The sequence below is a fragment of the Acidovorax sp. FG42 genome, from assembly GCF_057809195.1.
The window spans coordinates 13,106-27,042 of sequence record NZ_JBMDJM010000007.1 but is presented as its reverse complement, the minus strand read 5'-3'; the positions used below and the strand labels follow the sequence as shown (position 1 = coordinate 27,042).

14 protein-coding genes are annotated in these 13,937 nt (G+C 64.6%); 12 read left to right on the top strand and 2 right to left on the bottom strand.

All coding sequences use genetic code 11. The features are described 5' to 3' along the window. The first annotated feature begins 36 nt into the window (after positions 1-36). The 11 genes from ACODSM_RS09350 to ACODSM_RS09300 all read left to right on the top strand — a co-directional run bounded on the left by ACODSM_RS09350 (position 37) and on the right by ACODSM_RS09300 (position 10,974). The gene (locus ACODSM_RS09350; RefSeq protein WP_110960082.1) at positions 37-594 is read left to right on the top strand and encodes a DUF3305 domain-containing protein; all 558 of its coding nucleotides are present in this window, start codon (positions 37-39) and stop codon (positions 592-594) included. Continuing rightward, a complete protein-coding gene (locus tag ACODSM_RS09345) occupies positions 587-1,336 on the top strand; it encodes a DUF3306 domain-containing protein (RefSeq protein WP_488805062.1) in 750 nt (249 codons plus the stop codon). The genes ACODSM_RS09350 and ACODSM_RS09345 overlap by 8 nt, the downstream gene beginning before the upstream one ends. After that, complete coding sequence (locus tag ACODSM_RS09340; protein ID WP_488805185.1) at positions 1,296-3,365, top strand: 4Fe-4S binding protein; 2,070 nt, start codon at positions 1,296-1,298, stop codon at positions 3,363-3,365. The genes ACODSM_RS09345 and ACODSM_RS09340 overlap by 41 nt, the downstream gene beginning before the upstream one ends. After that, complete coding sequence (locus ACODSM_RS09335) at positions 3,362-3,994, top strand: TorD/DmsD family molecular chaperone (RefSeq protein ID WP_488805061.1); 633 nt, start codon at positions 3,362-3,364, stop codon at positions 3,992-3,994. The genes ACODSM_RS09340 and ACODSM_RS09335 overlap by 4 nt, the downstream gene beginning before the upstream one ends. A gap of 148 nt (positions 3,995-4,142) precedes the next feature. Beyond that, positions 4,143-4,352 (top strand): hypothetical protein, encoded by a 210-nt coding sequence (locus ACODSM_RS09330; RefSeq protein WP_015015429.1) that lies wholly within the window; start codon positions 4,143-4,145, stop codon positions 4,350-4,352. A 14-nt stretch (positions 4,353-4,366) separates the two neighbouring features. Continuing rightward, on the top strand, positions 4,367-7,333 hold the full coding sequence (locus ACODSM_RS09325; protein WP_488805060.1) for a formate dehydrogenase subunit alpha: 2,967 nt from the start codon (positions 4,367-4,369) through the stop codon (positions 7,331-7,333). A gap of 23 nt (positions 7,334-7,356) precedes the next feature. Further along, complete coding sequence (gene fdh3B, locus ACODSM_RS09320) at positions 7,357-7,974, top strand: formate dehydrogenase FDH3 subunit beta (protein ID WP_015015427.1); 618 nt, start codon at positions 7,357-7,359, stop codon at positions 7,972-7,974. Next, entirely contained in the window at positions 7,971-8,213 is a 243-nt protein-coding gene (locus tag ACODSM_RS09315) for a hypothetical protein (RefSeq protein WP_015015426.1), read from the top strand. The genes fdh3B and ACODSM_RS09315 overlap by 4 nt, the downstream gene beginning before the upstream one ends. Before the next feature lie 8 nt (positions 8,214-8,221). After that, positions 8,222-9,451 carry a formate dehydrogenase subunit gamma gene (locus ACODSM_RS09310; RefSeq protein ID WP_488805059.1) on the top strand — a complete coding sequence of 410 codons (1,230 nt, stop codon included), beginning with the start codon at positions 8,222-8,224 and terminating at the stop codon, positions 9,449-9,451. An 11-nt stretch (positions 9,452-9,462) separates the two neighbouring features. Beyond that, positions 9,463-9,855, top strand: a complete 393-nt coding sequence (locus ACODSM_RS09305) for a hypothetical protein (RefSeq protein ID WP_488805058.1) — start codon at positions 9,463-9,465, stop codon at positions 9,853-9,855. Between the two features lie 177 nt (positions 9,856-10,032). Beyond that, positions 10,033-10,974, top strand: coding sequence for a formate dehydrogenase accessory sulfurtransferase FdhD (locus tag ACODSM_RS09300; RefSeq protein WP_488805057.1), 942 nt, complete (start codon positions 10,033-10,035; stop codon positions 10,972-10,974). A gap of 94 nt (positions 10,975-11,068) precedes the next feature. On the opposite strand, the gene rbp is transcribed toward ACODSM_RS09300, so the two are convergent. Further along, on the bottom strand, positions 11,069-11,419 hold the full coding sequence (gene rbp, locus ACODSM_RS09295) for an RNA-binding regulator (RefSeq protein WP_488805056.1): 351 nt from the start codon (positions 11,417-11,419) through the stop codon (positions 11,069-11,071). Between the two features lie 137 nt (positions 11,420-11,556). Then, a complete protein-coding gene (locus ACODSM_RS09290) occupies positions 11,557-11,766 on the bottom strand; it encodes a hypothetical protein (RefSeq protein ID WP_043565635.1) in 210 nt (69 codons plus the stop codon). A 429-nt stretch (positions 11,767-12,195) separates the two neighbouring features. On the opposite strand from ACODSM_RS09290, the gene ACODSM_RS09285 reads away from it, so the two are divergent. Next, complete coding sequence (locus tag ACODSM_RS09285) at positions 12,196-13,896, top strand: C13 family peptidase (protein WP_488805055.1); 1,701 nt, start codon at positions 12,196-12,198, stop codon at positions 13,894-13,896. Positions 13,897-13,937: the final 41 nt, after the last annotated feature.

Sequence of the window (13,937 nt, the reverse complement as noted above, 5' to 3'; positions counted from 1 at the left end):
GCCGATGGCGCGGCTCCGGGGGTACAGTCAGCGCCCATGACTGAGCGCCCCTACACCGACGTTGCCGTGATCATGCGGTGCGAGCATATCGATAACCGCTGGCAGCCCTGGCGGTGGTCGCTGGCCGAGGTGGTGGTCCACGAACCCACCTTCGGTAGCGAACCCCGGCCGCTGATCCAGGACGAGCGCGAGCAGCGCTGGTTGTTCCCCGGCTTTCGCGTGGAGCTGTTCCGTGACGATGCCGAGGGCTACCACCTCAACCTCACTTCCCCGGCCCCCTGCTGGTTTGTGATGTGGCGGCGCGATGAAGACACGGGCACCGGCGCTATCCCCCTGGCCCGCCCCGTGGCGGTGAGCCTGAGCTATCACGACGCTGGCCGCTGGCTGGACGCGCAGGAAACCGTGGAGCAGGTGCCTGCCGACCACGAGGTGGTGGAGGCGCTGCGTGCCTTTGTGGCCGAGCATTACCAGCCCGAGCCCAAGCGCCGCAAGCGTCCGGACAGCTTCCGCACCTTGCAGGACCGCTTTGGCAACCCGGCCTCGGTGTCCACGGAGAAGCTCCGTGGTGGAGGCGGAGGGGGCGGCCATGGCTGATGGATTCCTTGGGCGCTGGTCGCGCCGCAAGCAGGATGTGCAGGCGGGCAAGCCTGTTCAGGACCCTCCGCCGCCTGCACGCACCCCTGCACCGCAGATAGCGCCACCAACGCCGTCCCCAACGCCAGTGACTGCTGCGGCGGCACCAGCTGCCCCCGTCACCCCGGCACCCGATGCGCCACCACCGCCCACGCTGGCGGATGCCGAGGCGCTCACCCCCGCATCGGACTTCAAGCCCTTCGTGTCCCGCGCGGTGTCGCCCGAGGTACGCAACCTGGCCATGAAGAAGCTGTTTGCCGACCCGCACTTCAATCTGATGGACGGCCTGGACATCTACATCGGCGACTACACCCAGCCCGACCCGCTGCCCGCAGGCATGCTGCGCAAGATGGCCAGCGCACATGCGCTGGGATTTTTTGACCACGAGAAAAAGGCATCGGCCACTGCACCCGGTCTGCCGGGCGAACAGGCGCCGGATGCGGCTGCTGTGGCCCCAATATCCCCGCCGGCCAGTCAGCCTCGGGATGATGCGGAGGCGCAAGGCCCCGCAGACGTGGCACAGTCCCGGGTATGCAACGCTGTTCCTAGCGTTCCTTCCAGCGAGCCTGAGGTGGCCCCGCGCCCTGCCCAGGATGCGGTGGTCACGCCAGCCAGCCATACCCACAATGACCACGACGCTCATTTGCGACTGCAACCAGACGATGCCCCTCAACGCCAAGGCGTTGGGCGAGGCACTGCATGAAGACCTGACCCTTCACTCCACCCTGTGCCGGCGTGACGCAGGGGCGTTCCAAAAGGCCATCCAGTCCGGGCAGGACGTGGTGGTGGCCTGCACCCAGGAGCAGCGCCTGTTTGGCGACCTGGGCCAGCAGACCGAAGGGGCGGTGTCGCCCATCCGGTTTGTGAACATCCGCGAAACCGGGGGCTGGAGCCGCGATGCCGCCAAGGCCAGCCCCAAGATCGCCGCCCTGCTGGCCGCAGCGCGTTTGCCCGACCCGCCACCCGTGCCTACGGTCACCTACAAGAGCACGGGCCGCTTGCTCATCATCGGCCCGCTGGACCAGGCCGAGCAGGCCGCTGCCCTGGTGTCGGATGTGCTGGATGTCACGCTGTTCACCCAGGGCCCCGGCAACGCCGGTGGCGCGCAGGCGCGGCGCTACCCGGTGCTGGGTGGGCGCATCACAGGGCTCACAGGCTGGCTGGGTGCGTTTGAGCTGCAGTGGTCTGCCGACAACCCCATCGACCTGGACCTGTGCACGCGCTGCAATGCCTGCGTGGCGGCTTGTCCTGAAAATGCCATCGGTCTTGACTACCAGATCGACATGGCCGCCTGCCAGTCTCACCGCGCCTGCGTGAAGGTGTGTCAGGTCGCTGGGGCTATCGACTTCACTCGCGATGCCACGGCGCAGACCGAGCGTTTTGACCTGGTGCTGGACCTGCGTGCGCCCACCGCCACGCCCACCTTCTTGCAGCATGCGCTGCCGCAGGGTTACCTGCGCTGGGACGGGCGGGACCTGGGCACGCTGCTCAAGCTGCGCGAGCTGGTGGGTGAGTTCGAGAAGCCCAAGTTTTTTGCCTACAAACAAAAGCTATGCGCCCACAGCCGCAACGAAACCGTGGGCTGCAATGCGTGCGTGGACATCTGCTCGGCCGAGGCCATCGCCAGCGACAAGAGCCGTCAGCAAATCAAGGTGAACCCCAACCTGTGTGTGGGCTGCGGTGCCTGCACCACCGTGTGCCCCACGGGCGCGCTGACCTATGCCTACCCCAGCGCAACGGATCAGGGCACCAAGCTCAAGACGCTGCTGTCCACCTACGCGGCTGCCGGTGGCAAGGATGCGGTGGTGCTGCTGCACAGCCAGGAGCGCGGCCAGTCGCTGGTCGAAGAACTCGGCCGTGCCGCCCAGCTGAAGCTGGCGCACGGAGTGCCTGCCAACGTGATCCCGGTGGCACTGTGGCACACGGCTAGCACCGGCGTGGACCTGTGGCTGAGTGCCATCGCCTACGGCGCCTCGCAAGTGGTGGTTTTGAGCACCGACGAAGAAGCCCCGCAGTACCTCGATGGTCTGCAGGCGCAAATGGATGTGGCGCAGGCCATCCTGCGCGGCCTGGGCTACACCGGCACCCATGTGCAGTTGCTGCGCGCCAACCACCCCACCGCGCTGGACGCGGCACTGCAGGCTTTGGGCCAGACGCGCCAGAAGACCCCGGCCGTGGCGGCCCGCTTTGCGGTGGCGCAAGAGAAACGCAGCACGCTCGAGATGGCGCTCGACCACCTGACGGAGCAAGCCCCCATGCCCGTGGCCGAGCGGCCTGCGGCTATTGCGCTGCCCGCGGTGGGCTCCCCTCTGGGCACCATCGAGGTCAACAAGGACCGCTGCACCCTGTGCCTGAGCTGCGTGAGCGCCTGCCCGGCCAGTGCGCTGCAGGACAACCCGCAGCTGCCGCAATTGCGCTTCATCGAAAAGAACTGCGTGCAGTGTGGCCTGTGCGCCACCACCTGCCCGGAAGACGCCATTACCCTGCAACCGCGTCTGCTGCTCACGCCCGAGCGCGCGCAACTGCGGGTGCTCAATGAAGCCAAGCCCTGGGCCTGTGTGCGTTGCAGCAAACCCTTTGGCACGGTGAAAGCCATCGAGGCCATGCTCGGCAAGCTCTCGGGCCACCCCATGTTCCAGGGCGAGGCGCTGGAGCGCCTGAAGATGTGCAGCGACTGCCGTGTGATCGACCTGTATTCCGCACAAAACGAGACGAAAGTGACCGACCTGTGAGCGCCCCATCCACCTTGACCCCCTTGGGCGGCAGCTCTGCGCTCGATGAGGAAACCGCCCGCGCCGAGCTGTATGGTTTGTTATCGCAGCTGTATTACGCGGCGCCCAGCCCGGAGCTGTTGTCCGCCTTGCGCGTGGCCGTGACCGAGGCGCCCGCCAACGGGGGCTTTTTGCAGGAGCCCTGGCAGCAACTGGTCGCAGCGTCGCGTGCGCTCAGCGATGCTGCGATTGCGCAGGAGTTTGATCGGCTGTTTGGCGGCGTGGGCAAGCCTGAAGTGTTTCTGTACGGCTCGCACTACCTCAGCGGGTTTCTCAATGAAAAGCCGCTGGCGCGCCTGCGTACCGATCTGCAGCAACTGGGCCTGGCGCGGGATGAGACCATGCCCGAGACTGAGGACCATGTGGCCTACCTGCTGGAGGTGATGCGCTACTTGATCGCGGGAGACGATGTAGCTGTCTGCAACCTGACATCCCAGCGTGAATTTTTTTCAACGCATCTGCAGCCCTGGGTTTTGCAACTCTGCGATGCCTTGGCTGCACAGCCACAAGCACGGTTTTATGCGGCTGTGGCGCACTTCACGCGGGCTTTTGTTTCGGTGGAGACCCAGGGCTTCGACATGTTGGATTGATCCCTGGGAGTGCTCGTAAACCCTAGTTCGACCGCTACAAAAGATGAGTGTGTTACTGGGAGTTGTAAAGCCCGATGGCGGGTTTTTACACACTGACATAGACTGTATGAATTCCGTTTCATAGCTGCCAGCCTTTCTGGAGACAAGCATGCAGAACAGCCAGCCAAATTCCTCCCGCCGGAGCTTCTTCTCCGGTGCTGCCACCGTAGGCGCTGCCGCAGCAGCCGTGGTGGCCCTTCCCCAAGTGGCTCCGTCCGATGCCGTGGTGTCCGAACCCGCGCGCGTCGCACCCGAAAAGGGCGGTGGTTATCACCTGTCTGCCCGCGTGAAGCAGTACTACAAGACCACCCAACTCTGACATCGGGGCACGCCATGTTGCTAACCAAGAAGTCTTCCCATTCCGTGCGGGGCAACAGCTCTGCGTCGCCTTTTGTGCACAGCCTGCGCCGTGGCCTGTCGCAGGCCCTGCCCACCATGGACCGCCGCTCGTTCCTGCGTCGCTCCGGTCTGGGGGTGGGCGTGGGCATCGCCGCGTCCCAGCTCACGCTGGTCAAGAAATCCAACGCCGCCGAAGGTGCCAAGGCTGGCATCGGCGACAGCAAGATCGAAGTACGTCGCACTGTGTGCACCCACTGTTCCGTGGGTTGCGCCGTGGATGCGGTGGTGGAGAACGGTGTCTGGGTGCGCCAGGAGGCGGTGTTCGACTCGCCCATCAACCTGGGCGCCCACTGCGCCAAGGGTGCGGCCTTGCGTGAGCACGGCCATGGCGAATATCGCCTGCGCTACCCCATGAAGCTCGTCAACGGCAAGTACGAGCGCATCAGCTGGGACACGGCACTGAACGAGATCACCGCCAAGATGCAGGAGCTGCGCAAGGCCAGCGGCCCTGACAGCGTGTACTTCGTGGGCTCGTCCAAGCACAACAACGAACAGGCCTACCTGCTGCGCAAGTTCGTGAGCTTCTGGGGCACCAACAACTGCGACCACCAGGCGCGCATTTGCCACTCGACCACGGTGGCTGGTGTGGCGAACACCTGGGGCTATGGCGCCATGACCAATTCGTACAACGACATGCAGAACAGCAAGGTCGCTCTGTACATCGGCTCCAACGCGGCCGAGGCCCACCCGGTGAGCATGCTGCATATGCTGCACGCCAAGGAAACCGGCTGCAAGATGATCGTGGTGGACCCGCGCTTCACCCGCACGGCGGCCAAGGCCGACGAGTACGTGCGCATCCGCTCGGGCACCGATATTCCGTTCCTGTTCGGTCTGCTGTACCACATCTTCAAGAACGGCTGGGAAGACAAGAAGTACATCAACGACCGTGTCTATGGCATGGACAAGGTGCGCGACGAAGTGCTGGCTAAGTGGACCCCGGACAAGGTGGAAGAGGCCTGCGGCGTCAAGGAAGACCAGATGTTCAAGGTCGCCAAGATGCTGCACGACAACAACCCCGGCACCATCGTCTGGTGCATGGGGCAGACCCAGCACACCATCGGCAACGCCATGGTGCGTGCGTCGTGCATCCTGCAACTGGCCCTGGGTAACGTCGGCAAGAGCGGCGGCGGCACCAACATCTTCCGTGGCCACGACAACGTGCAGGGCGCGACCGACGTCGGTCCCAACCCCGACTCGCTACCTGGCTACTACGGCCTGGCCGAGGGCTCTTGGAAGCACTTCGCCAACGTGTGGGGTGTGGACTTCGAGTGGATCAAGAAGCAGTACGCATCGCCCGCGATGATGACCAAGAACGGCATCACCGTGTCGCGCTGGATCGATGGCGTGCTGGAGAACAACGAGCTGATCGATCAGGACTCCAACCTGCGCGGCGTGTTCTTCTGGGGCCATGCGCCCAACTCGCAAACCCGTGGCCTCGAAATGAAGCGCGCCATGGACAAGCTGGACCTGCTGGTGGTGGTGGACCCCTATCCATCGGCCACCGCCGCCATGGCCGCCATGCCCGGCAAGGCCGAGGACCTGAACCCCAACCGCGCGGTGTACCTGCTGCCAGCGGCCACGCAGTTCGAGACCAGCGGATCGTGTACGGCCTCCAACCGTTCCATCCAGTGGCGCGAGAAGGTGATCGAACCGCTGTGGGAGAGCCGCTCCGACCACATGATCATGTACCAGTTCGCGCAAAAGCTCGGCTTTGCCGATGAGCTGTGCAAGAACTACAAGATGCAGAAGGTCAAGGGCATGGACGAGCCCGTGCCCGAGGACATCCTGCGCGAAATCAACAAGTCGGTCTGGACCATTGGCTACACCGGCCAGAGCCCTGAACGCCTGAAGGCCCACATGAAGAACATGCACTTGTTCGATGTGAAGACCCTCAAAGCCAAGGGCGGCAAGGACAAGGAAACCGGCTACGACTTTGGCGGTGACTACTTTGGCCTGCCATGGCCCTGCTACGGCACTCCCGAGCTCAAGCACCCTGGCTCGCCCAACCTGTACGACACCTCCAAGCATGTGATGGATGGCGGCGGCAACTTCCGTGCGAACTTCGGGGTGGAAAAAGACGGCGTCAACCTGCTGGCCGAAGACGGCTCGCACTCGCTGGGCTGTGAGATCACCACGGGCTACCCTGAGTTCGACCACGTGCTGCTGAAAAAGCTGGGCTGGTGGGACGACCTGAGCGATGCCGAGAAGGCCAAGGCCGAAGGCAAGAACTGGAAGACCGACCCCACGGGCGCGATCATCCGTGTGGCCCTGAAGCATGGTTGCCATCCTTTTGGCAACGCCAAGGCGCGCGCCGTGGTGTGGAACTTCCCTGATGCCATTCCGCAGCACCGCGAGCCCCTGTATGGAACGCGGCCGGACCTCATGGCCAAGTACCCGACCCACGACGACAAGAAGGCCTTCTGGCGCCTGCCCACGCTCTACAAGACCGTGCAGGAAAAGAACATTGCCGACAAGGTGAGCGAGAAGTTCCCGCTCATCATGAGCTCGGGCCGTCTGGTCGAGTACGAAGGCGGCGGCGAGGAAACCCGCTCCAACCCCTGGCTGGCAGAGTTGCAGCAGGAGTCGTTTGTCGAGATCAACCCCAAGACCGCTGCGGACCGCGGTATCCGCAACGGCGAGCGCGTGTGGCTCAGTTCGCCCACGGGCGCCCGCATCAACGTGCAGGCGCTGGTCACCGAGCGTGTGGCACCCGACACGGTGTGGATGCCGTTCCACTTCTCGGGCCGCTGGCAGGGGGCGGACATGCTGGCGTATTACCCCAAGGGCGCTGCACCCGTGGTGCGCGGTGAAGCCGTGAACACGGCCACCACCTATGGCTACGACAGTGTGACCATGATGCAAGAAACCAAGACCACGATCTGCAACGTGGAACGCGCCTGATCGCGCCACGCAAGGAGACACACATGGCACGAATGAAATTCATCTGCGACGCAGAGCGCTGCATCGAGTGCAACGGCTGCGTGACCGCCTGCAAGAACGAACATGAAGTACCCTGGGGCGTGAACCGCCGCCGCGTGGTCACACTGAACGACGGTGTGCCGGGCGAAAAGTCCATCTCGGTGGCCTGCATGCATTGCAGCGATGCACCCTGCATGGCGGTTTGCCCCGTCAATTGCTTCTACCGCACCGAAGAGGGTGTGGTGCTGCACGACAAGGATGTGTGCATCGGCTGCGGCTACTGCAGCTATGCCTGCCCCTTTGGCGCACCGCAGTTCCCTGCATCCGGCACTTTTGGTGTGCGCGGCAAGATGGACAAATGCACCTTCTGCGCCGGTGGCCCTGAGACCCACGGCAGCCAGGCCGAGTTTGAAAAATACGGCCGTAACCGGCTGGCCGAGGGCAAACTGCCCGCCTGCGCCGAAATGTGCTCGACCAAGGCCCTGTTGGCCGGTGATGGCGATGTGGTGGCGGACATCTTCCGCAACCGCGTGGTGCAGCGCGGCAAGGGTGCCGAGGTGTGGGGCTGGGGCACGGCCTACGGCTCTCAACAGGCAGGCCAGCCTGCAGGAGGCAAGTCATGATGCAGCGCACCGTACACCTGACCCTGGCCGCTGCGGTGGCCGCCCTGGCACTCACAGCCTGCGGCGAGAAACCGCAGACCGGCATGGGCATCCGCAGCGATGCTCCGCCTTACGCGGGCACTGGCAGCAACTTCACGCAGCCTGGCTGGAAAGCCGGTGACAAATCCAGCTGGGAAGCGCAGTTGAAAGCGCGCCAGCAGTACGGCCAGAACGAATACACCCGCACCCAGGCGAAGTGAGGTCCACCATGAAATACATCGTGTGGTCCATGGCCCTGGCGGCCAGTCTGGCCTGTGGGCTGGCTGGCGCACAGGCGCAGCCAGCTGCGCCAGACGCAGCGGCAGCGGCCCCCTCGGCCCCCGCAGCCGCCACCGCGCCCGCTGCCGTGGGCGGCGTGCAAAGCCAGAACATCTTTCAGGTCAAACCCGACGCCAGCGCTGATCCCAAATACGCGGAACAGAGCAACGGCGAACGCATGAAGGTGCAGCCCGGTAACAACGCGCCCATGTGGCGCCAGGTCGGGCAGGGCGTGACGGGCTACAGCAGCCTGCCGGTGACCCAGGCGCCCGAGGCGGGCAACCTGATCCAGCGCTTTGTGCAGTACCCCGGCTCGCGCTACACCAATGCGGGCGAGGCGTGGCGCCAAGTGCGCAACCACTGGATCATCCCCTACGGTGCGGCGCTGTTTGCCATTGTGTTGCTGGCTTTGGGCATCTTCTACTTTGTGAAAGGCCCGCTGGGGCATGAGCATCCCGACGGCACCGGTCCCCGCCGTATCGAGCGTTTCACCCCGTTCGAGCGCGCGGCCCACTGGGCCAATGCGTTTGCATTCATCGCGTTGGCCATCTCCGGCATCGTGATGGCGTTTGGCAAGTTCTTCCTGTTGCCCATCCTGGGGACCACGCTGTTTGGCTGGTTGACCTATGCGCTCAAGAACGTGCACAACTTTGTGGGCCCGTTGTTTGCCGTGTCGCTGCTGGTGATTATTCTCACCTTCATCAAGGACAACATCGCCAACCGCGCCGACTTTGTCTGGCTGGCCAAGGGCGGCGGCATGCTGGGCAAGGGCAATCACGAGGTGCCCTCACACCGCTTCAATGCGGGCGAGAAGGGCCTGTTCTGGTGGGGCATCACCATCCCCGGCATCTTTGTGGTGGCTACGGGCCTGGTACTCGACAAACTCATCCCTGGCTTTGGCGACGTACGTGGCGACATGCAGATCGCCCATATGATCCACGCCACTTTGGCCATCTGGATGATGGCGCTGATCTGTGGCCACATCTACATGGGCACGGTGGGCATGAAGGGCGCCTACAAGGCCATGCGCACCGGCTATGTGAGCGAGGGCTGGGCCAAGGAACACCATGAGCTGTGGTACGACGATGTGCAGGCCGGCAAAATCCCGCGTCAGCGCAGCGCCAGCCAGTCAGCGACCGACGTAACAGCATCTGCGGGCCAGCAGCCCGCCCAGGTATGAGGATCCACTCCATGACGAGATCAAGCATCCGCACCTCTTTGCTGGCGCTGTGCGCGGCAGCCGTATGCACGGTGGCATCCGCCAAGCTACCGGTCCCGTCCCCCGAGGCCGCAGCCAAGGCCACCGAAGCCGCCGCCAAGGCCGCATGGGCCGGCAAGGTGGACAACTACAAGCTGTGCCTGTCGCAAGACAAGGTGGCCGCGCACTACCGCAAGACCACGCCCTCGGCTAAGCCCGCGGCTGCGGGTGGAGCTGCTTGCGCCGATCCCGGCCCCTTCGCCTACACACCGCCAGCCGCCAAACCGGCCGAGGCTGCAGGCGCCCATTCGCCACCAGGCACGGCCAGCAGCCCTCCGAGCACGCAGGTGCCCGCAGCAGCGGCTGCGCCTGCCTCCAAGTCCTGACGCACGCTGTCGCTTCAGGCTACGAGCCGCGTTCCCTTGTGGGGCGCGGCTTTTTTGTGGGCGGTGGTGCGAAGGGTGCCTGACGGGGCCCACATGCCGGGGCACTGTGGCGCAACCACTTCGCAACCTATTCCCTTTCGCCCACCGCTGGCGTCTTGCACTGCGTATATTTGCCCCATGAGTTCTTCATCTGCCCCTTCCGGCTCGTCCATGCCCGCGCTGCCGCGCTTGACGCGGGCCCATGCCCCGCTCACCCACGCGGTGGAGATCGTGAATGAGCTGGGCGAGCGCGAGCAGGTGCAGATCCCGGCAGAGCGTCCGTTGACGATTTATGTGGACAAGCGCGAGCTCGTCACGCTGATGACATTGGGTGCGCAACCGGAGTTGCTGGTGCTGGGCTACTTGCGCAACCAGCGGCTCGTCGAGTCGGTGTACGACATCGAATCCATCACGGTCGATTGGGAGGTGCATGCCGCTGCCGTGCGCACGCGCCACGGCATCGCGCGCATTGAGGAGCGCACGGCCAGCAAGGTTGTCACCACGGGCTGCGGGCAGGGCAGCGTGTTTGGCGGGCTCATGGACGAAGTGGACCGCATCCAGTTGCCCGACGCCCGCCTGACCCAGGGCCAGCTTTACGGCATCGTCAATGCGATTCGCCTCAAGGAGACCACCTACAAGTCGTCCGGCTCGGTCCACGGCTGCGCGTTGTTCCAGGGGGAGGAGCTACTCACCTTCGTGGAGGATGTCGGGCGCCACAATGCCATCGACACCATCGCCGGCTGGATGTGGATGAACCCTGAAACGCCTGCGTCAGGCAGCCCCGCTGAAGGCTCTGCGTCTGTTCCCATGTCGGGGGCGGACAAGGTGTTCTACACCACGGGCCGCCTCACCAGCGAGATGGTCATCAAGTCCGCGCAGATGGGTGTGCCCATCGTGGTGTCCCGCAGCGGCATGACCCAGATGGGCCACGCCGTGGCCCAGCAGTTGGGCCTGTGCGCCATCGGGCGCGCGACCAATCGCCGCTTTGTCTGCTACAGCGGTGCGCACCGCCTGGTTCTGCAGCCGGAGCTGGCGCAGGCACCCGTTGTGCCACCCGCGCAGAGTGCTGGCCCACGCTGAGGCCCAGAGGCGCTGGGCGTGCACCGCCGGATGGGGGCAGGACGAAAAAAAGCCGGCGTCTGAGCGCCGGCTTTTCGTGGTGGGTAGTCGGGGCTCAGTAGCGACCGCCGCCAAAGCCGCCGTTGCCATAGCCAACGTCCGAGCGCTTGTTGGTGTTGTAACCTGAGGCGCTGTAGCCACCGGCGCCGCCGGTGGTTTCACGGAGACGGGCGAGGTTGACCACGATCGAGCGTCCATCCACAGACATGCCGTGCAGCGCGCTGATGGCCGCCTGGGCCACTTCGGCATTGGCCATTTCCACGAATCCAAAGCCTTTGGAGCGGCCGGTTTCGCGGTCCATCATGACCTTGGCGGAAGACACGCCGCCGAACTCGGCGAAGTTGCTTTCGAGGGTGGCGTCGGTCACGGAGTAGGGCAGGTTGCCCACGTAGATTTTGCTGCTCATAGAAGAGCCTTTCTGAGATGTGGTGCGCACGAAAAGCGTACCGTGGGGAGACAGCTGCGCGCGCCGGCTGGCCTGACAACTGAAGGGGTGGAAGGGGGTGACTGGTGAAAACAATCTGGCGTTGGCAGATCAATCCATCAGCACACAGGCGGGTGCGCCATGCAGGTCTGGAGCCAGCCCTGGGTAACTGCAAAGAGCCGCGCCGCCTCGCGCGAGGCAAAGGCTTTGTCAAAACGGAATACGCGGCAGTAGCTGCCGTTGCCTGCGGCGCGCTGGACCGAGAAGGAGGCGCGAAAGCCACCGCAGTCGGTAGGGTGTGTCGCGGGCGAAACGACGTACTGGCCCATGGAAATGGCGTTATTTGAAATCTAGTGCATTCGGGAACGCAGACCTGCACAGGCTTGCGTGAGCATCGAGGGACTCGGTGGGCTGCAGCTCTTCAGACCCACTGGGCGACAAGCGTCGCCGAAAGCGGCCTGCCTGGGGCGTTGAAATCGCGTGGAGGCAGGGGTTGCGATGACAGCTCGCGTCGTGAGCGGTGACTGCAACGAGTCGAATTATGCTCCATAAGTTATTTAATATCAAATCAATATTATTTTTGGTTTTATTTTGCCATTGGGAAGGCCCTTGCCAGCGGTACGAGCGCCGAGGCAATGGCGCCATAGACCAGGCTCTTGCTTGCTCGGCTCAGGGGCTCGCGGAGTGGCGCGCAGCCTCCGTGTTTCGGCTGCGATCATGCGCATCGAGACGTCAACCTGCGATGGCATGATGCGCGCATGAAAGACCTGAACGCCAGCAGCAGTACCTGGGCCGACACGTTACCCAGCCAGTGGGGCCCCGAGTTGGCCCACACAGAGATTGAAGTTCCTTTGGGCCGATCGCCGCAAGACCCGCCGCCATCGCTGGTAGGCAGGGCGGCTCTTGCGCCGGAACGCCTTTCGCTGTGGGGCTGGATGCGCGAGGGATTGCGCGCGGCCTTGTTCCTTGCGCCGCGCACGGGGGCCGCAGCGCCTACGCCCTGGCAATTGCTGGTGCTGTCGCTGATCAGCGCGGCGCTGCTGGTGGGGGCCGCACGGTGGCAGGTGGTGGGCCCTGCGCAGTTCAGCCTGCGGGGTTGGCTTGCACCCATGTGGAGCGGCCTGGTGCTGCTGTGGCTGGCATGGTGGGCCATGGCGCCCGCACAGCGAGCGCCGGCCCTGGCGGGCGAGCCTCGGGCGCCCAGCCCTTCCGGCGGATTGGCGGCCTGGTATGTGCTGTCAGCGTGGGCCCCTCTGGGGCCCTTGCTGGTGCTGTACGTGTTGATGGGGATGGCAGTTCACCAGCCGGATTGGTGGAGCGGTGCGGTGGCCAGCATCGTTTTCTGGGTTGCTTATGGCGTGCTCACTGTGTGGGTGCTGGCCGCCCTAGTGGTTGTGAGTGCACGCTTCATCCGCTCCCGTGTGCGAACCGCGGTGTTTGGACTGGCGATGGCCGCAGTGGTGGGCGTGGGCATGTGGCAGTTTCAGGACCAGCCCTGGGAGGAGGACGCCCAGGCGCTGGCAGATGCCTCTGCGCAGTCTGCCGACGGTGCACCGCCTCCGGAACCTGCACACCTGGCACTGTCACAGGGCCTGTTTGAAGACCAGCAGCTGCTGTGGCAACAGCAGGTGGAGGCCTTGGCGCCAGAGCGCCCTGGCGTGACAGATGTCTACGGGCTGGTGTTTGCCCCCTATGCGGATGAAAACGTGTTCCGCCGCGAAAGCAGCATGGTCAGCGCGCTGCTGCAGGAGCGGTTTGACGCCCAGGGGCGGGTGCTGCACCTCCTCAACCATGCGGACACTGCGCAGACCCACCCGTGGGCAACGCCCGAGAACCTGCAGCGCGCCATTGCTGCCCTGGCCGCACGCATGGACCGGGAGCGCGATGTGCTGGTGATCTACATGACCTCGCACGGCGCGCGCAACCATGAGCTGGCGGCGTCGCATTGGCCGCTTCTGGTGCCGCCGGTGACGCCCGAGATGCTGCGCACAGCGCTCGATGAGGCGGGTATCCGCAACCGTGTGATCGCGGTGTCCGCATGCTTTTCCGGGGGCTGGATTGAACCGCTGGCCACGGACAGCACCCTGATCATGACGGCGGCCGATGCCACCCACACCTCGTATGGCTGCGGCAGGTTGTCGGAGCTGACTTTTTTTGGCCGCGCGGTGTTCCATGAACAACTGCGCCAGACCCATTCTTTTACCGAGGCATTTGCCAAAGCGGTTCCGCTGATCCAGCAGCGCGAGGTCGAGGCTGGAAAAGCCGATGGCTTCTCGAACCCGCAGATTCGCGTTGGCCCGCAGATCACCCCGGTGTTACAGGCCCTGGAGCAACGGCTGCAGGCGCTGGCGACCAACGCCACCAACGAAATCCCCGTCGTGGCAGCGGACACGGCAGAACCGGCGCTGGCGACGGCTGCGGCGACCCCGCCCGCTGCCACCCCCACCGCGCGGCCCTGACGGTTGGCCTTGATCCAGCACTAACACCCCACAGACCGCCA

Excerpts from the sequence above, each read along its gene's own strand:
- ACODSM_RS09340 (WP_488805185.1), top strand. The coding sequence starts at position 1,296 with ATGCCCCTCAACGCCAAGGCGTTGGGCGAGGCACTGCATGAAGACCTG.
- rbp (WP_488805056.1), bottom strand. The coding sequence starts at position 11,419 with ATGAGCAGCAAAATCTACGTGGGCAACCTGCCCTACTCCGTGACCGAC.
- ACODSM_RS09305 (WP_488805058.1), top strand. The coding sequence starts at position 9,463 with ATGACGAGATCAAGCATCCGCACCTCTTTGCTGGCGCTGTGCGCGGCA.
- ACODSM_RS09330 (WP_015015429.1), top strand. The coding sequence starts at position 4,143 with ATGCAGAACAGCCAGCCAAATTCCTCCCGCCGGAGCTTCTTCTCCGGT.
- ACODSM_RS09300 (WP_488805057.1), top strand. The coding sequence starts at position 10,033 with ATGAGTTCTTCATCTGCCCCTTCCGGCTCGTCCATGCCCGCGCTGCCG.
- fdh3B (WP_015015427.1), top strand. The coding sequence starts at position 7,357 with ATGGCACGAATGAAATTCATCTGCGACGCAGAGCGCTGCATCGAGTGC.
- ACODSM_RS09345 (WP_488805062.1), top strand. The coding sequence starts at position 587 with ATGGCTGATGGATTCCTTGGGCGCTGGTCGCGCCGCAAGCAGGATGTG.
- ACODSM_RS09290 (WP_043565635.1), bottom strand. The coding sequence starts at position 11,766 with ATGGGCCAGTACGTCGTTTCGCCCGCGACACACCCTACCGACTGCGGT.
- ACODSM_RS09325 (WP_488805060.1), top strand. The coding sequence starts at position 4,367 with ATGTTGCTAACCAAGAAGTCTTCCCATTCCGTGCGGGGCAACAGCTCT.
- ACODSM_RS09310 (WP_488805059.1), top strand. The coding sequence starts at position 8,222 with ATGAAATACATCGTGTGGTCCATGGCCCTGGCGGCCAGTCTGGCCTGT.
- ACODSM_RS09285 (WP_488805055.1), top strand. The coding sequence starts at position 12,196 with ATGAAAGACCTGAACGCCAGCAGCAGTACCTGGGCCGACACGTTACCC.
- ACODSM_RS09350 (WP_110960082.1), top strand. The coding sequence starts at position 37 with ATGACTGAGCGCCCCTACACCGACGTTGCCGTGATCATGCGGTGCGAG.
- ACODSM_RS09315 (WP_015015426.1), top strand. The coding sequence starts at position 7,971 with ATGATGCAGCGCACCGTACACCTGACCCTGGCCGCTGCGGTGGCCGCC.